The sequence below is a fragment of the Hymenobacter actinosclerus genome (assembly GCF_900111515.1).
GTDB lineage: Bacteria > Bacteroidota > Bacteroidia > Cytophagales > Hymenobacteraceae > Hymenobacter > Hymenobacter actinosclerus.
Genome location: NZ_FOHS01000001.1, coordinates 1,375,260 through 1,397,345, shown reverse-complemented (window position 1 = coordinate 1,397,345; position 22,086 = coordinate 1,375,260). Strand labels below are relative to the sequence as shown.

17 protein-coding genes are annotated in these 22,086 nt (G+C 63.4%); 13 read left to right on the top strand and 4 right to left on the bottom strand.

Translation table 11 applies throughout. The features are described 5' to 3' along the window. The first annotated feature begins 118 nt into the window (after positions 1-118). The 9 genes from ald to lysA all read left to right on the top strand — a co-directional run bounded on the left by ald (position 119) and on the right by lysA (position 11,981). On the top strand, positions 119-1,273 hold the full coding sequence (ald, locus tag BMY67_RS06040; protein WP_092769381.1) for an alanine dehydrogenase: 1,155 nt from the start codon (positions 119-121) through the stop codon (positions 1,271-1,273). Between the two features lie 180 nt (positions 1,274-1,453). Beyond that, the gene (locus BMY67_RS06035) at positions 1,454-2,053 is read left to right on the top strand and encodes an SMI1/KNR4 family protein (protein ID WP_092769379.1); all 600 of its coding nucleotides are present in this window, start codon (positions 1,454-1,456) and stop codon (positions 2,051-2,053) included. Between the two features lie 91 nt (positions 2,054-2,144). Then, on the top strand, positions 2,145-4,121 hold the full coding sequence (locus BMY67_RS06030) for an LTA synthase family protein (protein WP_092769377.1): 1,977 nt from the start codon (positions 2,145-2,147) through the stop codon (positions 4,119-4,121). A gap of 159 nt (positions 4,122-4,280) precedes the next feature. Continuing rightward, the gene (bioD, locus tag BMY67_RS06025) at positions 4,281-4,901 is read left to right on the top strand and encodes a dethiobiotin synthase (RefSeq protein WP_092769375.1); all 621 of its coding nucleotides are present in this window, start codon (positions 4,281-4,283) and stop codon (positions 4,899-4,901) included. Between the two features lie 132 nt (positions 4,902-5,033). Next, positions 5,034-6,356 (top strand): adenosylmethionine--8-amino-7-oxononanoate transaminase, encoded by a 1,323-nt coding sequence (gene bioA / locus BMY67_RS06020; RefSeq protein ID WP_092769373.1) that lies wholly within the window; start codon positions 5,034-5,036, stop codon positions 6,354-6,356. Then, a complete protein-coding gene (locus tag BMY67_RS06015; protein WP_092769371.1) occupies positions 6,349-7,596 on the top strand; it encodes a beta-ketoacyl synthase N-terminal-like domain-containing protein in 1,248 nt (415 codons plus the stop codon). Before bioA ends, BMY67_RS06015 begins: the two co-directional genes overlap by 8 nt. A 128-nt stretch (positions 7,597-7,724) precedes the next feature. Next, positions 7,725-9,086: a M20/M25/M40 family metallo-hydrolase gene (locus BMY67_RS06010; RefSeq protein WP_092769369.1), complete on the top strand. Its 1,362-nt coding sequence runs from the start codon at positions 7,725-7,727 to the stop codon at positions 9,084-9,086. Between the two features lie 337 nt (positions 9,087-9,423). Beyond that, entirely contained in the window at positions 9,424-10,755 is a 1,332-nt protein-coding gene (locus BMY67_RS06005) for an aspartate kinase (protein ID WP_092769367.1), read from the top strand. Positions 10,756-10,832: 77 nt separating this feature from the next. Continuing rightward, positions 10,833-11,981, top strand: coding sequence for a diaminopimelate decarboxylase (lysA, locus tag BMY67_RS06000; RefSeq protein ID WP_092769365.1), 1,149 nt, complete (start codon positions 10,833-10,835; stop codon positions 11,979-11,981). A 37-nt stretch (positions 11,982-12,018) separates the two neighbouring features. Here the strand turns inward: lysA and BMY67_RS05995 are convergent, their stop codons facing one another. Further along, the gene (locus BMY67_RS05995) at positions 12,019-13,689 is read right to left on the bottom strand and encodes an ArnT family glycosyltransferase (RefSeq protein WP_092769363.1); all 1,671 of its coding nucleotides are present in this window, start codon (positions 13,687-13,689) and stop codon (positions 12,019-12,021) included. Between the two features lie 243 nt (positions 13,690-13,932). Here BMY67_RS05995 and BMY67_RS05990 point away from each other — a divergent pair, with 243 nt between their 5' ends. Then, positions 13,933-15,855 carry an ABC-F family ATP-binding cassette domain-containing protein gene (locus BMY67_RS05990; RefSeq protein WP_092769361.1) on the top strand — a complete coding sequence of 641 codons (1,923 nt, stop codon included), beginning with the start codon at positions 13,933-13,935 and terminating at the stop codon, positions 15,853-15,855. Positions 15,856-16,133: 278 nt separating this feature from the next. After that, entirely contained in the window at positions 16,134-16,649 is a 516-nt protein-coding gene (locus BMY67_RS05985) for a DUF2911 domain-containing protein (protein ID WP_092769359.1), read from the top strand. 117 nt (positions 16,650-16,766) lie between these two features. On the opposite strand, the gene BMY67_RS05980 is transcribed toward BMY67_RS05985, so the two are convergent. The 3 genes from BMY67_RS05980 to BMY67_RS05970 all read right to left on the bottom strand — a co-directional run bounded on the left by BMY67_RS05980 (position 16,767) and on the right by BMY67_RS05970 (position 18,600). Next, a complete protein-coding gene (locus tag BMY67_RS05980; protein WP_092769357.1) occupies positions 16,767-17,561 on the bottom strand; it encodes a hypothetical protein in 795 nt (264 codons plus the stop codon). A 115-nt stretch (positions 17,562-17,676) separates the two neighbouring features. Further along, positions 17,677-18,030: a DUF952 domain-containing protein gene (locus tag BMY67_RS05975; protein ID WP_092769355.1), complete on the bottom strand. Its 354-nt coding sequence runs from the start codon at positions 18,028-18,030 to the stop codon at positions 17,677-17,679. Positions 18,031-18,213: 183 nt separating this feature from the next. Next, entirely contained in the window at positions 18,214-18,600 is a 387-nt protein-coding gene (locus BMY67_RS05970; RefSeq protein ID WP_092769353.1) for a hypothetical protein, read from the bottom strand. A 157-nt stretch (positions 18,601-18,757) separates the two neighbouring features. Between BMY67_RS05970 and hppD the strand changes: the two genes are divergently transcribed. Beyond that, positions 18,758-19,891, top strand: a complete 1,134-nt coding sequence (hppD, locus tag BMY67_RS05965) for a 4-hydroxyphenylpyruvate dioxygenase (RefSeq protein WP_177189707.1) — start codon at positions 18,758-18,760, stop codon at positions 19,889-19,891. 431 nt (positions 19,892-20,322) lie between these two features. Beyond that, positions 20,323-22,059, top strand: a complete 1,737-nt coding sequence (locus BMY67_RS05960; RefSeq protein ID WP_092769351.1) for a phospho-sugar mutase — start codon at positions 20,323-20,325, stop codon at positions 22,057-22,059. Positions 22,060-22,086 lie beyond the last annotated feature (27 nt).

Below are 22,086 nucleotides of genomic sequence, written 5' to 3'. Positions count from 1 at the left end.
CCCGGACCCGTACAGCGGCTTTGGCTTTTTACTTTTTCCCTTTGACACCAATTCTCACCGTATCTTTGCCCCGCGTTAACCCACCCGTTTTACCCACCCACTTTTCCTGCTGCGAGCCATGCTGATTGGTGTTCCCAAAGAAATCAAAAACAACGAAAACCGCGTGGCCCTGACGCCCGGCGGTGCCGCCGAATTCGTAAAGTACGGCCACGAGGTGTACGTGCAGGCTACGGCCGGCGAAGGCAGCGGCTTCTCGAACGAGGAGTATGAGCAGGCCGGCGCGACCATTCTGCCCACCATTGAGGACGTGTACGCCAAGGCTGACATGATTATCAAGGTGAAGGAGCCGATTGCGCAGGAGTACCCGCTGGTGAAGGAAAACCAGCTGCTGTTCACCTACTTCCACTTTGCCTCGGGCGAGGAGCTGACCCACGCCATGATCAAGAGCAACTCGGTGTGCTTGGCCTACGAAACCGTAGAGTCGGCCAACCGGGCGCTGCCGCTGCTGATTCCGATGAGCGAAGTGGCCGGCCGCATGGCCCCGCAGGAAGGTGCCAAGTACCTGGAGAAGCCCCTGAAGGGCCGCGGCATTCTGCTCGGCGGCGTACCCGGCGTGAAGCCGGCCGAAGTGCTGGTACTCGGTGCCGGCATCGTGGGCACCCAGGCCGCTAAAATTGCCGCCGGCCTCGGCGCGCAGGTGACCATCATGGACATCAACCTCAACCGCCTGCGGGAGCTGGATGATTTCATGCCCAAGAACGTGACCACCCAGTACTCCAACGACTACAACATCCGCGCCGCCGCCAAAACGGCCGACCTCATCATCGGGGCCGTGCTGATTCCGGGCGCCAAGGCCCCGCACCTCATCACGCGCGACATGCTGAAGACCATGAAGCCGGGCACCGTGCTCGTCGACGTGGCCGTGGACCAGGGTGGCTGCATCGAGACCTGCAAGCCCACGACCCACGAAAACCCGACCTTCATCATCGACGACATCGTGCATTACTGCGTGGCCAACATGCCGGGTGCCGTGCCTTATACCTCTACGCTGGCCCTCACCAACGCCACGCTGCCCTACGCCCTCAAGCTGGCCAACCAGGGCTGGCGCGTAGCCTGCCTGAACAACGACGACCTGCGCCTCGGCCTGAACGTGGTGAACGGCAAGGTGGTGTACAAAGGCGTGGCCGATGCCTTCGGCCTGGAGCTGACTGACGTGCAGGAAGTGCTCAATCAGCATTCGTTGATCGAGGACAAATCGTACCACACGGTATAGTCTGTCTGCCTGTTACGTTGAAAAGCCTTTTCCGCCCCGCGCGGGAAAGGCTTTTCTGTAGGCCTCGTTTCCTGGTTTCCCAGGGCTGAAGCCCGGGGCTAGTTAGCGAGGAAATCGAATGGAAACGCTGCGTAGCCCGGGCTGAAGCCCCGGGAATCAAAGGCCGCACTAGAAACCATCATGAAAGGAATTATCTATACCGGCGGCGAACTGACAGACCTCGCGACGCTGGCGCGGCTGCCAACGTATCTGCAGGCGTTTCTGCGCGCCCAGAATGGCGTGGTGGCCTACTTTGGCGGGCTTCACATAAGGGGCTGCGTGGCGGCGCCGGGCTGGCACGCCCTGGCCCAGGTCTGGCAGGGCGAGCGGGCACTATGGCGCACCTACGGCGAGCTGCGCAAATCCGACATCCCGTTCGGGCAGGATTGCGTGGGCAACCAGTTTCTGCTGCGCGGCGACGCCGTGCTGCTGCTCGATACCGAAACCGGCGAGCTGGCCGACCTCGACGTGGATTTCAAGCACTTCCTGTTCGGGGCCGAGAAGTTTCCGATGGATGCCCTGGGCCTGGAGCCGTTGCGCACGTTTCAGCAGGCCGGCGGGGTGCTACAACCGGGGCAGCTGCTGAGTTTGTATCCGCCACTGTGCCTGGCCACCAACGGCCGCACGGCTCCCGCCTCCAAGGCCGTGCCCGCGGCCAGGCGCTTGGCCTGGCTGGCGAGCTTCTACGAGCAAATCAAAGATTTGCCCGACGGGCAGGCGGTGAAGCTGGAGCCGCTGTAGGCCGTGGCACGAAGTTGCTGCTACCGTAAAAATCTATTCAACGAAAGCGAACAGCTAGCAGCCAATAGCTAGCAGCTTCCTAAACTGCCCAATGCCCACCGAGTTTCTGCGTTTGCTGGTTCGTCGTTTCGCGCTGTTGCTGGGGGCTTACCTGCTGCTGCGGGCGGGCTTTCTGGCGCTGAACTACGCCGTGTTCCGGGAGGCTTCGGCGGGGCAGCTGGCGCTGGCGTTCTGGCACGGCTTCCGGTTCGATATATCGGCCCTGCTGCTGCTCAATATTCCGTGGCTGCTGCTGAGTCTGGTGCCCAGTCGAGGCCACGGTTGGCAGAGGCTGGTGCGGGCCTTGTACCTGCTGCTCAATGGCTTCGGACTGCTGCTGAACCTGGTCGACTGGGAATATTTCAAGTTCATCGGCCGGCGTACGAGCAACGAGCTGAGCACCATCGGGGCCGATGTGCAGCGGCAGGCGGGGCAACTGCTGCTCAGCTACTGGTGGCTGCTGCTGCCCTTCGGCGTACTGCTGGCTGCCTTGTGGTATTTCTACCCCATGCCCCGGGTTGAGTTGCAAGCTGACGAAAAAGAGCTACAAGCGGCAAGCTACAAGCAGCAAACTGTTAGTAGTGAGCTGCAAGCTGAGGGGCTGATGAGAAAGTGGTCAGCAAAAAAGCTTGCCGCTTGCAGCTTGCAGCTTGTGGCTATAGCCGCCCTGACGGTGCTCGGCATCCGGGGTGGGCTGCAGCTCAAGCCGCTGCGCACGGGGGCGGCGTTTGTGCAGCAGCCGGCGGTGTTGGGGCATCTGGCGCTCAACAGCACGTTTACCTTTCTGAAGAGCCTGGGCTACAAGGCTCCCGAGCGCAAAGATTACTTTACCTCGCCCCAGGCGCTGCGGGCGGCGCTGGCAGCCCGGCCCCTGCCCCAGCGGGCCACGGTGCCGCTGCCGGGCCGCAACGTGGTTGTCCTCATTCTGGAAAGCTTTGGCTCGGAATACAACGGCGTCGAAAACCCCGGCCGGCGCAGCTACACGCCGTTTTTCGATTCGCTGGCTATCCGGGGCGGCGGGCTGCTGCTGCCCGACCACTACGCTAATGGCCGCCGTTCCATCGAGGCACTGCCGGCCGTGCTGGCGGGCCTGCCCAGCCTGATGGAGAGCTCCTTCATTACCTCCGATTTCCAGACCGCCGAGTTGCACGGGCTGGGCAGCCTGCTGGCCCGCCACGGCTACCAGACCAGCCTGTTTCACGGCGCCCAGAACGGCACGATGGGTTTCAACACCTTCGGCGGCATGAGCGGCATGCAGCAGTACTTCGGACTAGCTGAATACCCCGGCGGGGCCAGCAGCCCCGACTTCGACGGGCACTGGGGCATTTTCGACGAGCCCTACCTCCAGTATTTCAGCCGGCAGCTGAGCCGGCAGCGGCAACCCTTTTTCAGCACCCTGTTCACGCTCAGCGCCCACGAGCCATTCGGGCTGCCGGCCCAGTATCAGGGCAAACTACCTACCGGCAAGCTGGCCATTCAGCCCACCATTGCCTACTCCGATTTGGCGCTGCGACGCTTCTTTGCCGCCGCCCGCCGCCAGCCCTGGTACCCCAACACGCTGTTCATGCTGCTGGCCGACCACACCTCGCAGTCCGCCGCGCCCGACTACCAGAACCTGCTGGGCAGGTACAAAACGCCACTGCTGCTCTTCGCCCCCGGCCAGCAGTTGCCAACGCTGCCCCAGCCCCGCATCAGCCAGCAGGCCGACGTGCCGGCCACCGTGCTCGACCTGCTGGGCCTGCCCGCCGACGGCCAGCTGCTGCCCTTCGGCTCCTCGGTGTTCGATGCCGGCACCAGCGGCCGGGCGCTGTTTCTGAGCGGCGGCAGCTACTGGCTGGTGCACGCCGACTACGTAACCGAGCTCACCGCTGACGACCAGGTCCGCCTCTACCCCTACCGCCGCCACCAGCTGCCCGCTACACCCCTTGCCCACCCCGACCCCGCCAAGCTGCACCAGTACGGCGACGAGCTGAAGGCCTGCGTGCAGTTTTACCTGAACGGGCTGGCCGATAACACGCTGTATAAGTAACGGCTATTACGCAGCCGGCTACAGCGCCGTAACGCGAAGTTTGTCGTTCGCGGCCCCGCGCTGTTAACGCCATCCCAACAACTCAGGGCTGCGAACGACAAAACTCGCGGCCCTGCCTGCGCCACATCCGCTAAGCATTTTTCATACATACTCTTTCCCTTGGAACACCTTTTCATCACCGGCATCGGCACCGACGTGGGCAAAACCTTCGTGGCGGCCATCCTCACCGAAGCTCTGCAGGCTGATTACTGGAAGCCTGTGCAGGCGGGCCTGACGCCCACCACCGACGCGGGCACCGTGCGCGGGCTGGTGCGCAACCCCGTCAGCCGCTTCTGGCCCGAGCGGTACCGGCTGGCGCTGCCGGCCTCGCCCCACGCCGCCGCCGCCGCCGAAGGCTTATTGCTCCGGCCCGACGATTTCGAGCTGCCCACCACGGCCAACCACTTGGTGGTAGAGGGCGCGGGGGGCCTGCTGGTACCGCTGGCCCCCGGCTTTTCGGTGGCCGATCTGGTGCAGCGCCTGGGGCTGGCCGTGGTAGTGGTGTCGCGGCACTATTTAGGCAGCATCAACCACACACTGCTCACGCTGGAGGCGTTGCGGCAGCGGCAGATTCCGGTGCGCGGGCTCGTGTTTAACGGCACGCCTAATCCGGCGACGGAGGAGGCCATTCTGAGCTACTACGACGGACCGGTGCTGCCGCGGATACTGGAGGAACCGGTGGTGTCGGCAGATGTGGTGGCGCGGTACGCAGCGGAGTTCCGGGCCTTTTTTGAGGGGTAGCATTTCCCGTAGAGGACGCAGAGGTAAAACCGCAGAGGTCCGCAGAGCTGTTCCAGAACGACTCTGCGGACCTCTGCGGTTTTACCTCTGCGTCCTCTACGGGAAACACTATCAGGGTCTACCTTTGCCCCCATGCCTACCCTTTCTGAACGCGACGCCGCCGTGCTGTGGCACCCCTACACCCAGATGCAGACTGCCCCGCTGCCCATTGCCATCACCCGGGGCGAAGGCAGCTGGCTCGTAGCCGAGGACGGCACGCGCTACCTCGACGCCATTTCGTCGTGGTGGGTGAACCTGCACGGGCACGCCCACCCGCACATTGCGGCCCGCGTGAGCGAGCAGCTGCGCACCCTGGAGCACGTGCTGTTTGCCGGTTTTACGCACCCGGCCGCCGTCGAGCTGGCCGAGCAGCTGCTGGAAATCCTGCCCGACAACCAGGCCCGCGCCTTCTACTCCGACAACGGCTCGACGGCCGTGGAAGTGGCCCTGAAAATGGTGCTCCAATACTTCCACAACCAGGGCCAGCCCGAGCGGCGCACGTTTATCTGCTTCCAGAATTCTTACCACGGCGACACCTTTGGGGCCATGGCCGTGAGCAGCCGCGGGGCCTTCACCGAGCCGTTCTGGCCGCTGCTGTTCGACGTGGAGTTCATCGACGTGCCGGTGCCGGGCCGCGAGGCGGAGGTACTGGCGCAACTCGACCAGTTGCTGCGAAAGCCCCAGGTGGCGGGCTTCATCTTTGAGCCCCTGGTGCTGGGCACGGCCGGTATGGTCATGTACGAGCCCGACGTGCTGAGCGAGATGCTGCGTCGCTGCCACGCGGCCGGGGTGCTGGCTATTGCCGATGAGGTGATGACCGGTTTCGGCCGCACCGGGCCGCTGTTTGCCAGCAGCCTGCTGGCCGAGCAGCCCGACCTGATGTGCTTTTCCAAGGGCCTCACCGGCGGCACGCTGGCCATGGGCCTGACCACCTGCGCCGCGCCCATCTATAACGCTTTTTTAAGCGACGACAAGATGCGGGCGCTCTTCCACGGCCACTCCTACACGGCCAACCCCGTGGCCTGCGCCGCTGCCCTGGCCAGCCTGGAGCTCACCCGCGCCGCTGAATGCACCCAGCAGCGCCAGCGCATCGCCGCCGCCCACGCCGCGTTTAAAGCCGAAATCGAAGACCAGCCGGGCATCCGGGCGGTGCGGCACCGGGGCACCATCCTGGCCGTGGAGTACGACCCCGGCGAGGGCACCAGCTACTTCAGCCGCCTGCGCGACGCCTTCTATCAGCTCGCCCTGGATAACCATGTGGTGCTGCGGCCCCTGGGCAACGTGGTGTATCTGCTGCCGCCCTACTGCACCACCGACGCCGAGCTGGCGCTGCTCTACGCTGTGCTGCGCCGTATGCGCGAGCTGGTGCTCGACTTCGTGCCCGCCCCCAACCTACCCCACATCCTGCATGACTAGCGCCGAATCGGACCTCGTCATCGTGATTCGGGGCCGGGGCCGGGTATCGGCGCTGGGACTGGACTCCGACTGGAGCGCCCCGGCCGCCTCGCCCTTCACGCAGCACCCGGCGAGCCTGCCTGTGGCCGCGCTACCTGCCGGGGCCGAAGCCGCCCTGAACAACCTGCGCCAGGCCCACCCCGCCTACCGCCAGCTCGACCGCACCGTACTGCTGGCCTTGCTGGCCGCCCGGTTGTCAGTTGCCAGTTGTCGGTTGTCAGTTGTCAGCAATAAGGAGACAACGCCTAGTTCGACACTACCGGACACTGACAACTATCAACTGACAACTGACAACGACCAGTTAGCCATCAGCATCGGCAGCAGCCGGGGCGCTACGGGGCGGCTGGAGGAGTTTCATGCGGAGTTTCTGGCCGAAGGGCGGGTGCCGGCCGCGGCTTCGCCCCTCACCACGCTGGGCAACGTGGCCAGCTGGGTGGCCTTCGATGCGGGGCAGGCGGGGGCGACGGCCCTGAGTCATTCGAGCACCTGTAGCAGCGCCTTTCAGGCCTTGGGCAACGCCGTGGCCTGGCTGCGCGCCGGCATGGCCGACCGGTTTCTGGCCGGTGGCGCCGAGGCCCCGCTTACCGATTTCACGCTGGCCCAGATGCGGGCCATCGGCATCTACTCGCCCTTCGCGGCGGCCGACTGGCCCTGCCGGCCGGGAACGGGCCGGCCTTCTACGTTTGTGCTGGGCGAGGGCGCGGCCGTGTTCGTGCTGGAACGCGGCAGCCGGGCGGCGCTGCGGGCGGCTGGCGAAACGGCGCTGCTCCTCGAAGGCGTGGGCTTCGGTTTCGAGGCGCTGGGCAGTAAAACCGGCCTCTCGGCCGACGGCCGGCACTTTCAGCAGGCCATGCGGGCAGCGCTGCACCAGGCCGGGGTAGCGCCTTCCGACATCGACGCGGTGGTGCTGCACTCGCCCGGCACCCCCGCCGGCGACACGGCCGAGCGGGCGGCACTGCGGGCCGTGTTCGGAGAAGAGTTGCCGCTGCTGCTGTCGAATAAGTGGCTACTGGGCCACACACTGGGCGCTTCGGCGGCCCTGAGCCTGGATTTTGCGCTGCACGTGCTCGAAACCCAGACCTGGCCCACGATACCCTTCGCTACCGACGTGAACGGCCCGTCCGAGCGGACAGTGCGGCGGGTGCTGGTGAATGCCGCCGGCTTCGGCGGCAACGCGGCGAGTGTAGTGGTGGGGAAGTAGCGCGAAGCTTCCGCTTCGCGTATCGTTAAACGAAATCGTTGTAGCGTCAGCAACGATACGCGAAGCGGAAGCTTCGCGCTACTTCCCCAACTCCGTCTTATATTCCCCTTTCTAACCACCACCCTCCTATGTCCCGCCCCCTCCTCCTGCTACTTGGCCTCGGCTTGCTGAGCACGCCCGTTTTCGCCCAAACCAAGCCCGCCACCACGCCAGACCCAGTTATCCTGCAGATGGTGCAGCAGGTTTCGGCCAAGAACCTGCGCGACGATATCGATAAGCTCGTGAGCTTCGGCACGCGCCACACGCTTTCCGATACCAAAAACAAGAAGCGCGGCATCGGGGCGGCCCGTAATTGGGTCGAGTCGGAGTTCCGCAAGTACAGCAAAGCCAGCGGCGGACGGCTCAAGGTTGAGCAGGACACGTTTACCATCAAGCCCGACGGCCGCCGCATCAACCAGCCGGTGCTGATGGCCAACGTGATGGCCACGCTGCCTGGCACCGACCCCACCGACACGCGCGTGTTCATCGTCAGCGGCCACATCGACTCGCGGGTAACCGACGTGATGAACGCCACAGCCGACGCGCCGGGCGCCAACGACGACGGCTCGGGCACGGTAGCCGTGCTGGAGCTGGCCCGGGTAATGAGCCAGCAGAAATTTCCGGCGACCATCATTTTCGTGGCCGTGCAGGGCGAAGAGCAGGGCCTCTACGGCTCGACCCACCTGGCCCAGCGCGCCAAAAAGGAGGGCTGGAACCTGGTGGCCATGCTCAACAACGACATTGTGGGCAACTCGACCGGCCACGACCCGACCATTAAAAACACCACCCAGCTGCGCGTGTTCAGCGAGGGCATTCCGGCCGCCGAAACGCCCGAGCAGGCCCGGCTGCGCCGCACACTGTCGGCCGAAAACGACTCGCCCAGCCGCCAGCTGGCCCGCTACGCCCGCGAGGCCACCCGGCAATACGTGCCCGGCCACGAGCTGGTGCTGGAGTACCGCCCCGACCGGTTCCTGCGCGGCGGCGACCATCTGCCCTTCAACCAGCAGGGCTTCACGGCGGTGCGCTTCACGGAAATGAACGAAGATTTCCGCCACCAGCACCAGGATTTGCGCACCGAAAACGGCGAGGAGTACGGCGACCTGGCCAAGTTCATGGACTTCGACTATCTGCGTCAGAACGCGGGCGTGAACCTGGCCACGCTGGCCAACTTGGCCCTGGCTCCGGCCGCCCCGCGCAACGTGGGCGTGCTCACGGCCAAGCTCACCAACCGCACCGAGCTGCAGTGGGAAGCACCCGCCGCGGGCGAAAAACCGGCCGGCTACTACGTGCTCATGCGCGAAACCAGCGCCCCCGAGTGGCAGCAGAAGTTCTTCGTGAGCGACCTCAAAGCCGACCTGCCTTTCAACAAGGACAACTTCGTTTTTGGGGTAGTAAGCGTGGATGCCGAGGGCCACGAAAGCCTGCCGGTGCTGCCCGTGCCGGTGCGGTAAGCCGTTTTTTTTTCTCTCCTTCTTGAATATTGCGCGGCCGGAGCGTACTTGCGGCCGCTAATGCGCCGGGGTGGCCGGCTTGCTTACATGATGACTCCCGTTTCCGCTTTCACTTCATTTGGTTGCGCCCGCCTTTCGGCCGGGGCCGGGATGGGGTGTGGGCCGGCGGTTGGCGGCCAGCTGATGGGCAAGAAATCGAAGAAACGCACCCCGACCCGACCGTCGCACTAGTTCACTGTACCTGAATCTGAACGTTTTTCGCGCCGGTCCTTTCGAGGAGCCGGCGCTTTTTTTTGGCCCGGGCAAAGCCACGCTTCGCCCCGCAACTGATGGTAGCATGAAAATTATGAAGTTTGGCGGCACGTCCGTCGGGTCGGCGCAGCGGATGCGCGAAGTGGCGGAACTGATGGAGGCTGGCGGCCCGGAACGGCGCCTGGTGGTGCTTTCGGCCATGAGCGGCACCACCAATGCGCTGGTGGAAATTGCCGGCCTGCTCGCCAGCGGCGACGCGGCGGCGGCCGAAGCCCGCATTACGCTGCTGCACCAGCGCTACCACGCCGTGGCCCGCGAGCTGCTGGCTGACGCCACCGGCATCGTGCTGCCCCTGCTCGACGCGCACTTCCAGACGCTGCGCGACCTGGCGGCCGCTCCGCTCACGCCCGGCAGCGAGCGAATCATACTGGCCCAGGGCGAGCTGCTGAGCACCCTGCTGATGTACCATTACGTGGCCCGGGTGCTGGGCCGGCCCGTGGTGCTGTTGCCGGCACTCGATTTCATGCGCCTCGATGCCGACGGAGAGCCCGACGCGCCCGTTATCCGGGAGTTGCTGGCCGCCGCCCTGGCCCCTTTCCCCGACGACGCGCTGTTCATCACCCAGGGCTTCATCTGCCGCGACGCCCGCGGCGGCATCGACAACCTGCGGCGCGGCGGCTCCGACTATTCGGCCTCGCTGATCGGGGCCGCGGTCGGGGCCGAGGAAATCCAGATCTGGACCGATATTGACGGGCTGCACAACAACGACCCGCGGGTGGTGGCCGGCACGTATCCGGTGCGCGAGCTGTCGTTTGATGAGGCCGCCGAGCTGGCTTATTTCGGGGCCAAAATCCTGCATCCCAGCTCGGTGCTGCCGGCGCGGGCCCACGGCATTCCGGTGCGGCTGCTGAACACGATGCAGCCCGAGGCGCCTGGCACGCTCATTTCGGCCCGCACCGGCCCCGGGGCCATCAAAGCGGTGGCCGCCAAAGACGGCATCACGGCCATCAACGTGCAGTCGAGCCGGATGCTGCTGGCCCACGGTTTCCTGCGCAGCCTGTTCGAGGTATTCGAGCGTTACCGCACGTCCATCGACATGATTACGACCTCGGAAGTAGCCGTGTCATTGACCATCGACGACGCCGGCCGCCTGCCCCAGATTGTGGGCGAGCTGCAGCACTTCGGGGCCGTGGTGGTTGATGAAAACCAGAGCATTATCTGCCTCGTAGGCAGCCTCACGCAGGACGCCAACGGCACGGCCAACCGCGCCTTCGCCGCCCTGCGCGACGTGCCGGTGCGCATGATCAGCTACGGCGGCTCGCCCAACAACATCAGCATTCTGGTAAACACCGCCGACAAAGTGCGGGCCCTGCAGGCCCTGAACGCGGGCCTGTTTACTTCAGCTGTTAGCCATTAGCTTTTAGCTGACAACTTTTTTTCCGTCCTACCATCAGCTAATAGCCAACAGCTAGCAGCTAACAGCTTAAACCCGCCATGCCCTTCCAGCTCCCGGCTGAATTCCTGAACCAGCCTACCCCCTTTTACTACTACGACCTCGACCTGCTCGACCAGACGCTGTCGGCCCTGACGGCGGCCGCTAAGCCGGGCAACTTCCGGGTGCATTATGCCCTCAAGGCCAACTCCAACCTGCTTGTTCTGGAGCGGATACGGCGCGCCGGGCTGGGGGCCGACTGCGTGAGCGGCGGCGAGGTAGCGCGGGCGCTGGAGGCCGGTTTCGGGGCCGACGACGTGGTATTTGCCGGCGTGGGCAAGTCGGATGCCGAAATAAACCTGGCCCTGGCGGCCGATATTTTCTGCTTCAATGCCGAATCGGTGCCCGAGCTGCGGGTGCTCGATGAGCTGGCCCGCGCCCAGGGCCGCCGGGCGCGGGTGGCGTTGCGTATCAACCCCAACGTGGATGCCTATACCCACCCCCACATCACCACCGGCCTCGACGCCAACAAGTTCGGTATCAGCCTGCCTGATCTGGCCGGGGTGCTGGAGCAGCTGGAGCAGCTGCCCAACGTGGAGCTGCTGGGTTTGCACGCTCATATCGGCTCGCAGATAACCGAGCTGAGCGTGTTTGCCGCCCTCAGCCGCAAGCTCAACGACCTGCAAACCTGGCTCGAAGACCGGGGCTACCACCTGCCCCACCTCAACGTGGGCGGCGGCCTGGGCATCAGCTACGAGCAACCCGACGCGTACCCGATTCCTGATTTCGCCACCTATTTCGGCCTGTTCGAGCAGCACCTGCAGCGGCGGCCGGGCCAGCAGGTGCACGTCGAGCTGGGCCGCTCGGTGGTGGCGCAGTGCGGCACGCTGCTTAGCCGGGTGCTCTACGTGAAGGAAAGCCAGCACACCCGCTTCGCCATTCTCGATGCGGGCATGACCGAGCTGCTGCGCCCGGCCCTCTACGGCAGCCACCACCACATCCAGAACCTGAGCAGCCAGCGCCCCGGGCTGGCCTACGACGTGGTGGGCCCCATCTGCGAATCGACCGACACGTTCGGCCGCGCCCGGCTGCTGCCCGAAACCCGCCGCCACGACCTGCTGGCTATCCGCTCGGTGGGGGCCTACGGCGAGGTGATGTCCTCAAGCTACAACCTGCGCGAGAAGGCGGCGGCGGTATACGGCTCAAAGTGATTTGGTGATGGGTGATTTGTTGAACCCCATCACCAAATCACCAATACACCACCCACTTGCCCAGCTTTTCCTGATGTTGAAACGACGCCAGCAGCCACTGGCGCTCGGGTTTCAGCTCGCCTTTTACCAGCAGCACCGGGTGCTGGGCGAGCAGCTGGCGGAGCGGGGCTTCGGCTTCGGGCTGGTCGAGGTAGAGCAGGTAGCGGTGCCAGCTGGTGCCGGGCTCGAACTGGGTTTCGCGGTTGAGGCTGGGGTTGCCGTCGTTGAGGAACACCGGCAGCGTGCCCAACTCGAAGGCCAGCGAGGGCAGCAGCTGGTCGTACACCACTACCGGACGGGTTTGCAGGCCCTGCTGCCGGATGAATTCGGCCAGCGGACGGCTGCCGTTGAAGGCCAGCTCGTTCTGCTGCATAATGGGCTTGGCCGAAATCAGCAGGAAAGCCGTGAAAATAGCGGTGGCCACCAGCAGCCGGGGCGCAATGCGTACCTGGTTCCAGATGGTGAGCGTGAGCACCATCGTAACAACCCCAATGGCCGGCCAGATGGAGGCCAGCGGGCGCACTTCGAGGCCCAGCTCGAACACGGCCGTAAAGATGGGCAGCAGACAAAGCAGCCCCAGCAGCAGCCCAAAAAACGCCAGAATGCCCACGTACCAGCGGTGCAGCATGGCCTCGTTGCAACGGCCCAGGTAATACGTAGTGAGCAGGGCCACCCCCGGAAAAATGGGCAGCACATACAGCAGCAGCTTCGACTTGGAGAGCGAGAAGAACAGCAGCGGCACCAGCACCCAGAAAATGAGCACGTTGCGCCAGAGCCGTGGTACCGTAGCCCAGGGCGTGCGCGCGGCCCGCACCACCAGCGCCACCGCCCAGGGCAGGCTGGTGGCCGGGGCCAGCAGCACGTAAAACCACCAGGGCTTGCTCCGGTTGAAGGTGGCCGCGTTGGCAAAGCGCTCCACGGTATGCTCGTACAGGAAATAGCGCACGAAAGCCGGGTTTTCGGCCACCAGGTAGCCGTACCAGCTCAGGCCCACCACCACAAACAACAACAGTCCCAGCGCGTGGTGCACCGTAAACGGCCGCCGGGCCAGCCCCGTGCGCTCGGCATCCGGCACCCGGAAGTAGGCGCCCACCACGGCCATCAGCGGCAGCACGAAGCCCACCGGCCCCTTGGTTAGGAACGCCAGCGCCAGCCCCAGCCAAAACAGGTACAGCCAGCGCGCCCCGCCGCCCGCGTAGTAGCGCAAAATGCCGTAGGCCGCGGCCAGCTCCAGCGTGGCCAGGTACACGTCGGTGGTGACGTTGAGGGCCGAAATGAGCACCACCGGCAACGACCCGTAGATGACGGCCGCCGCCAGGGCCCGGGCCCGGTCGTTGCCGAATAGCAGCAGACCCAGCGCGTACACCAGCCCCACCTGCGCCAGCACGGCCAGCACCGGCAGCAGCCGCACGCCCACCGTATTCACTCCAAACAGCCCCAGCCCCGCCGCCGTGAGCCAGTACGTGAGCGGCGGCTTATGGAAATGCTGAATCCCGAGCAGCCGCGGGTGCAGCCAGTCGCGCCCGGTCAGCATTTCGCGGCCGATTTCCGAGTAGCGGGCTTCGCTGCTTTCCAGCGGCCCCCAGCTGCCCAGCTGCCAGGCAAAGGCCCCGCCCAGCACCAGCAGAAACAGCCACAGCCAGCGGCGCGAAGTCATGGGGAAAGGCATGGGTGAGGTGTTGGGGTGAGGAGGTGATGGGGTAATGGGGTAATGGGGTGAGCAAAGGTAGCCTGTGAGGGCGATGAAAGAATGTCATTCAGAGCGCAGCGAAGAATCTCGCGTGCTGACGTTGCAACGGTAATCCAACGTCAGCACGCGAGATTCTTCGCTGCGCTCTGAATGACGTTCATTTTTCCTCCTTACCTCCTCCCCCCTACCCCATCACCCAATCCCCCGCCGTACCTTTGCGGCATGAATCTTCTTTCCGCGGAAAACCTTTCCAAAAATTACGCCGACCGGTGGCTGTTTAAAGACCTGAATTTTGGGCTGCTCCAGGGCCAGCGGGTGGCCTTCGTGGGCATCAACGGCACCGGCAAAACCACCCTCATGCGCATTCTGGCGGGCCTCGAAGTACCCGACACCGGCCTGGTGAGCGTGCGCAAGGGCATCCGGGTAACCTACCTGGGCCAGCAGCCGGTGTTTGATGAAAGCCTGACGGTGGAAGAAACCATCTTCGCCAGCCAGAACGACACGCTCAAGGCCATCAAGGAATACGAGCACGTTGTAAACGACCCCGACCACAAGGCCGACGATTTGCAGCGGGTGCTCGAGCGCATGGATTCGCTCCAGGCTTGGGACTACGAGGCGCAGGTGCAGCAGATTCTGAGCCGGCTGGGCATTTTGGGCGAGCTGCTGACGCGCAACGTAAGCCAGCTTTCGGGCGGGCAGCGCAAGCGCGTGGCCCTGGCCCGGGTGCTCATCGAGGAGCCCGATGTGCTGCTGCTCGACGAACCCACCAACCATCTGGATCTGGCCACCATCGAGTGGCTCGAAAACCGCCTCTCCTCCCCCAGCCTCACGCTGCTCATGGTCACCCACGACCGGTACTTTCTGGACAGCGTGGCCAACGAAATTGTGGAGTTGGATAAGGGCCAGATGTACCGCTACCAGGGCAACTACGCCTATTTCGTGGAGAAAAAGGCCGACCGCGAAATGCGCCAGGCCACTGAGGTAGAGAAGGCCCGCCAGCTGTTCAAGAAGGAGCTGGAGTGGATGCGCCGCATGCCCCAGGCCCGCGGCACCAAGCAAAAGGCCCGCATCGACGCCTTCTACATCACCAAGGAAAAGGCCAGCACCAACCTGAGCAAGCAGAACGTGGAGCTGAGCGTGAAAACCACCCGCCAGGGCGGCAAAATCATCGAAGCCAGCCACCTCAACAAGAAATTCGGCGACAACGTGGTGCTCGACGATTTCAGCTACGTGTTCAAGAAAAAGGACCGCATTGGTCTGGTGGGCCCCAACGGCGCGGGCAAGTCCACGCTGCTAAACATGCTCACGGGCAAGCTCCAGCCCGATTCGGGCACCATTGAGGTGGGCCAGACTACCGTGTTCGGCTACTACACCCAGACCGAGCTGGAATTCGACCCCACCCAGCGCGTGATTGACATTGTGAAGGAAGTGGCTGAGGTGGTGGAGCTGGCCAACGGCGACGTACTCACGGCCAGCCAGTTCCTGAGTTTGTTTCTGTTCCCGCCGGCCCAGCAGTATACGCTGGTAACCAAGCTGAGCGGGGGCGAAAAGCGGCGGCTCCAGCTGCTGCGCGTGCTCATCAAGAACCCCAACTTCCTGATTCTCGACGAGCCGACCAACGACCTCGACCTTAGCACGCTCAACATCCTGGAAGACTTCCTGCTGCACTTCGGCGGCTGCCTGCTCATCGTCAGCCACGACCGCTACTTCCTCGACCAGCTGGCTGAGCACCTGTTCGTGCTCGAACCGGGCGGGGCCGTGCTCAACTTCCCCGGCAACTACACCGACTACCGCGAGTACCTGGCCGAGCGCGAAACCGAAGCCGCCTTGCTGGAAGAAGAAAAAGCTGCCAAAACAGCCCGCGCCGAAGCCAAAGCAGAAGCCGCCAAGCCCGCGCCGGTAGCCGCCCCCGCCCCGGCCGCCGCCCCCAAGCGCCGCGCCTCCTACGCCGAGAAGCGCGAGTACGAGCAGCTCGAAAAAGACATGGCCGCCCTCGAAGCCGAAAAGCAGCAGGTGACGGCCAAGCTCAACGCCGGCAGCGGCAGCGCCGACGAGTTTGCCACCTGGGGTGCCCGCCTCGGCACCCTCACCCAGGAGCTGGAAGAAAAGGAATTGCGCTGGCTGGAGCTGGCCGAGCTGGTGTAAAGTTGAAGGTGTAAAGTAGAGTCGATGTAACCAGGAAGGCCCCGGAGCTGTGCTTCGGGGCCTTCCTGGTTTATTTTCTGCCGATAAGTTGTAATTTCTGGGTGAAACCAAATTGCCCCGGCTCCTCCTCGAAGGCCGGCACGAACCGCATTTCTCAGACTGCGACGAGGCAGAAAACGTATCCGGTTGTTCAATAAACAATTGACGCTTTAACAGGCTTAGCCATAGATGACTGCCTGACAACCCATCTTTTTCTCCCAATTTCTTCCTCTAAGCCCATGAAAACTCCCCTCTTCCGGCTGCTGCTGCTGGTGCTCAGCGTTCTGGCCGCCACTCAAACTTTTGCGCAGGACAAGAAGGCCCCGGCCAGCCCGCCCGCTACGGCCACTGGCAAAGTGGGCAACGCCACCGTAACGGTGGTGTACAGCAGCCCTTCGGTGAAAGGCCGGCCGATTTGGGGCCAGCTCGTACCCTATGGGCAGGTGTGGCGTTCGGGGGCCAACGAGGCCACCACCATCACGTTCGACCAGCCCGTAACCGTGGAAGGCCAGCCGCTGGCAGCCGGCACGTATAGCCTCTTCACCATCCCCACCGAAAAGCAGTGGACTATAATTTTCAACAAAACGGCCAAGCAGTGGGGTGCTTTCAAGTACGATGACAAGCAGGATGCCCTGCGCGTGACCGTAACGCCCCGGAAGGCCATTACGCCCGCCGAGCAGCTCATGTACGACGTAACGCCAGCGGGCCTGACGCTGCGCTGGGAAAACATGACCGTGCCCGTTGCCATCAGGTAATTACGGTTGCTACTACTTAAAAAAGCCTCTCTCCGGTTACCGGAGAGAGGCTTTTTGCTGAGCGCTACAAATCGGGCGCGGGCGGCGGAGCCGTAGACGAACCATTGGCTACATACGTTACCGCTGGGTTGTTTTGCGCAGCTGCTGGCTGAAGTCGAACTGCACCGGGTGCTCGTCGAAAGCCAGCACGAACCGGAGCTGCGGGGCCGCGTCGAGGCGCGGGAAATACACGAGGCCCACCGCCCGGTCGCCGGGCTGCAGGGTGGCGCGGCGCAGGCTGCTCACGGCCTGTTCGGCCACAGTGGTGTTCAGCTTTTGGGCCTGCACGGCCCGCACCACCCGCTGCACCTCAAAGAAGGCCTGCCCGCCCTGCTGCCGTACCTGCCGGCTGGTTCGCTCGATGGGCGTATCGCGCCGATTAACGCTGGCCACGCTTTCGGCCGTATTGGCAACCAGCAGCAGCACTTCCAGCAAACCGACCCGACTGGCTTTGTACGCCAGCTCGTCGCGCCGCTGGGCCATGGAGTCGAGCCGCATTTCGGGGCTGAAAGCCAGGTGTCGCCCTGCGGCCACAGCCGGGGCCGCCGCCACCGAAACGCCCGTTTGCACAGCCGCGCTGTCAGGCAGCGGCAGGTAGTAAAAGCGCGTCGGATCGATGGTAATGGAGTGGTTGGCGGCGTTGCTGAATTCGGCCTCGAAAACCAGCTCCTTGGGCTCGGCCCGCACAAAGTGAAAGCGTACGTACACGCTGTCGGGGTGGCTGATGAGGCTGCTAACGGGCCCCGCACCCTGGCTGGCGGGGGCTACACTCAGGGTTTGGCCGGGCGCGCAGGCCGTCAGCAGCGGGCCAAGCAGAAGTGCGGCCGCTGTGCCCAGCCGCCGCCCAGACGAAGAGGTAGTAGTAGATGGCATAAAGCAGCGCGTTAAAGTGGATAGGTAAAAGCTGAAACCGGGTTATCGGGCCGGCAGTAATTGATTCACTGTTTCGCGCAACAATAGTACCGTTTTCATCCATTCTTTCAACGCCTTACCGCCCTGCCAGCGCCGGCGGCAGCGCGGCCATACCATTGGCGGCCACGGGCAGCGGCCACACCCGGCGCACGGCTGCCAACGGCACCGGCCCAAATACGTGCGGAAACCACGCCTGCCGGCCCGCCGCCCACTCCCGCTCCACCCGCACGCCAGCCGCCAGCAGGACCTCTTCGTCCAGTTCCAGCAGCAGCGCCCTAGGGCTATTGGCGTAGTACAGCCGGGCCGTTTCCAGCACCTGCCCCAGCTCCGACGCATGAATAAAGCCCTCGGCCGCCAGGTCGGGGCTGGCGAAAAAACCGGTTTGCTGGGCTAGCTCCCAGTCGTTGGCTTGGCTGATGCGGTAGAGCACTTTGGTGAATTATAAATTTTAGATGATGAATTTCGAATCGGTGAGGAAGTATAGTCTGTAGGAGCTTCGGTCAGGGGTGCTGGTGTATACCTCGCCCCTAGGTTTCAACAGATAAACAAAAAAATGGGAGCCCACGACCCTGCCGCCGGCTCCCATTCTTAATTCAAAATTTATAATTCAACCCTACGCCTTCCACACTTCCTCCTGCACGGCTTTGCCCACCGTGAGCATCAGGCGGACGGGGTTGGGCACCAGCGTCAGGCGGGCTTCCTTGCCGGAGTACTTCTCCGAATCAATCCAGACGCCCTCCTTGGGGCCTGGCTTGGCACCGGCCCCGGCGGGCAGATAGGCCGTGGGCAGCAGCACGTCGGTATCGGAGCTGAGCGCATCGTGCACTTTCTCGAGGGCCGCTTCCAGGAACGGGCCGTATTCCTCGTTGAAGTCGTCTTCGAGGTCGTGAAGTTCTTCTTCGATGTCGTCGTAGCGGGCATCGTCGTAGGTGAGTTTCTGCAGCTCGGCTTTCTTGTCGATAAGGGCCACGAGGGCATTGTTCAGCTCTTCCGAATTCATAAGGCGAATGGCAATAGGTTCGTTGGCAAAGGTAAGAAGTGCGGTTTGGTTTTTTGGTGGATACGTAAGAACGCCACGGTGCTGCAGGAAACCAATCAGCAAAAACCCGTATTTTTACCCAATCCAACCGATTTCCCGCTCAATAAGCCACCCTTCTATGCAAACCATGACTTCGCCGGCCGTGCAGGCCCACCCCGCCCACGACTTCCTGCCCCTCAACGGCACCGACTACCTCGAATTCTACGTCGGCAACGCCAAGCAGTCGGCTTACTTCTACCAGGCCGCGTTCGGCTTCGAGCTGGTGGCCTACGCCGGCCCCGAAACCGGCGTGCGCGACCGGGCCTCCTACGTGCTCCAGCAAAACAAAATCCGGCTGGTGCTCACCACCTCGCTGCTGCCCGACTCCGACATTACCCGCCACGTAGCCCAGCACGGCGACGGCGTGAAGGTAATGGCCCTGTGGGTGGACGACGCCCGCAAATCGTTTGAGGAAACCACCAAGCGCGGCGCCAAAGTAGCCTTCGAGCCCTACGTTATCGAGGACGAAAACGGCTCCGTCACGCTGGCCGGCATCTATACTTACGGCGAAACCATCCATACCTTCGTGGAGCGCAGCAACTACACCGGCCCCTTTCTGCCGGGCTTCGTGGCCCGCACCAGCAACGTCCCCCAGGGCAACCCGGTGGGTTTGCAGGTGGTCGACCATTGCGTGGGCAACGTGGGCTGGGGCGAGATGAACCAGTGGGTGAAGTTTTACGAGGACGTGCTGGGCTTCAAGCTGCTCATTACCTTCGACGACGACGACATCTCGACCGAGTATTCGGCCCTGATGAGCAAGGTGGTCAGCAACGGCAACGGCTTCGTGAAATTTCCCATCAACGAGCCCGCCGAAGGCAAGAAAAAGAGCCAGATTGAGGAATACCTCGACTTCTACCACGGCCCCGGCGTGCAGCACATGGCCTTGCTCACCGACGACATCCGCACGACGGTAACGGAGCTGCGCCGCCGCGGCGTGGAGTTTCTCAACGTGCCGGCCACTTACTACGACGACCTGCTGGAGCGCGTGGGCCACATCGACGAAGACCTCGACAGTGTGCGCGAGCTGAACCTGCTCATCGACCGCGACGAGGAAGGCTACCTGCTCCAGATTTTCACCAAGCCCGTTGAGGACCGGCCCACCGTGTTCTACGAAATCATCCAGCGTAAAGGCGCCAAGAGCTTCGGCAAGGGCAACTTCAAGGCGCTGTTTGAGGCCATTGAGCGCGAGCAGGGCCTGCGGGGCAACCTGTAGGATTAGAAGTGAGGTATTGAGAAGTGAGTACAGAGAAATGAGAGGGGAGACGCTGACGGCTTGGGCCTGAAGCGGACCGTCATTCAGAGCGAAGCGAAGAATCTCGCGTGCTAATCGTCAGGATGGCTCCTAACGGCTTCACGCGGGATTCTTCGCTTCGCTCTGAATGGCGGTCTTATTTCTACACCCAATTTCGAGTTCAGGAACAGGACGACGAGACGCAACAGTTGGCGTCTCATCGTTGCTGATGTTGTGCTACTGAGCTGTACAGGACGACGAGACGCCAACTGTTGCGTCTCGTCGTCCTGTACCGCAACCTGAAAATTGCTGTAACTTCTCCCTTCTCGATATTCCCTTCTCCGTACTCGCATCTCCCCTCTATCTTCGTCCCGCGTCTCACTTCTCATGTCTCCCTACTCACTTCTATAAATATGCCGCTCTCCCCCGACCTGCAAACCAAAATCAACGGCTGGCTCACCGACGACTACGACGCCGAAACCCAGGCCGAAATCCGGCAGTTGCTGGCCGATGGCCAGGACGAGCAGCTGTCCGACGCGTTTTACCGCAACCTGGAGTTTGGCACCGGCGGACTGCGGGGCGTGATGGGTGCGGGCTCGAACCGTATGAACCGCTACACGCTGGGCATGGCCACCCAGGGCCTGTGCAACTACCTGTTGCAGTCGTTTCCGGGGCAGGAAATAAAGGTGGCCGTGGCCCACGACTCGCGCCACAACAGCCCCGAATTCGCGCGCATCGCGGCCGATATCTTCTCGGCCAACGGCATTACGGTATATCTGTTTGAGAGCCTGCGGCCCACGCCCGAGCTGTCGTTTGCCATCCGGGAGCTGGGCTGCCAGAGCGGCTGCGTGGTGACGGCCTCGCACAACCCCAAGGAGTACAACGGCTTTAAAGTGTACTGGAACGACGGCTCGCAGGTAGTAGCGCCGCACGACCAGAACATCATCCGCGAGGTAGACGCCATTACCTCGGTGCGCGACGTGAAGTTCCAGCCCGAGCCGAGCCGCATTCACCTTATCGGAACCGAAATCGACGCGGCCTACCTGGCCCGGGTGAAAGGCCTGAGCATCAACCCCGAAGCCATCCGGCGCCAGCACGATTTGAAAATCGTGTACACGCCGCTGCACGGTACGGGCATTACCATGGTGCCGCCGGCGCTGGCCCAGCTGGGCTTCGACAACCTGCACATCGTGACTGCCCAGGCCACGCCCGACGGCTCCTTTCCCACGGTGCTCTCGCCCAACCCCGAGGAGAAAGTAGCCATGCAGATGGCCCTCGACGAAGCCAAAGCCCTCGACGCCGACCTCGTGCTGGCTACCGACCCCGACTCCGACCGCGTGGGCATCGCCCTAAAAAACCCGGCCGGCGAGTGGGTGCTCGTCAACGGCAACCAGACGGCCGCTTTGCTCACCCACTACGTGCTGTCGGCCCGCAAGCAGGCCGGCAAAGCCACCGACAAGGATTTCATCGTCTACACCATCGTCACGAGCGAGGTGCTCGGCGACATTGCCCGCTACCAGGGCGTGAAGGCCTACCGCACGCTGACGGGCTTCAAGTACATTGCCGGCCTCATCCGCGAGCTGGAAGGCCAGGAAACTTACGTGGGCGGCGGCGAGGAAAGCTACGGCTACATGCTCGGCGACTTCGTGCGCGACAAGGATGCTATTTCGGCCTGCGCGCTGCTGGCCGAAATGGCCGCCGTAGCCAAAGACCAAGGCCACACGCTCTACGAGGAAATGGTGGCCATGTACCTGCGCTACGGTTTCTACAAGGAGCACCTGATTTCCATCACCAAAAAGGGTCAGCGCGGGGCCGAGGAAATTCAGGAGATGATGCGCGAGCTGCGGGCCACCCCGCCCGCCAACCTGGCCGGCCAGCCCGTGGTGGAGGTGCGCGACTTCAAGACCGGCCGCATCAAAGACCTGCGCACCGGCCTCGAAACCGCAACCGGCCTCGAAAGCTCCAACGTGCTCCAGTTTATCCTGGAGGACGGCAGCAAGATTTCGGCCCGACCCAGCGGCACCGAGCCCAAAATCAAGTTCTATTTCAGCGTGAAGCAGCCCCTGGCCTCCGCCGTGGACTTCGACCTGGCCACCCGCCTCGCCGACGAGAAAATCCAGCGCATTATCCGGGATATGGGCCTGGAGTAGGCCGGCAGAACGGCAAGCGCCTCACCC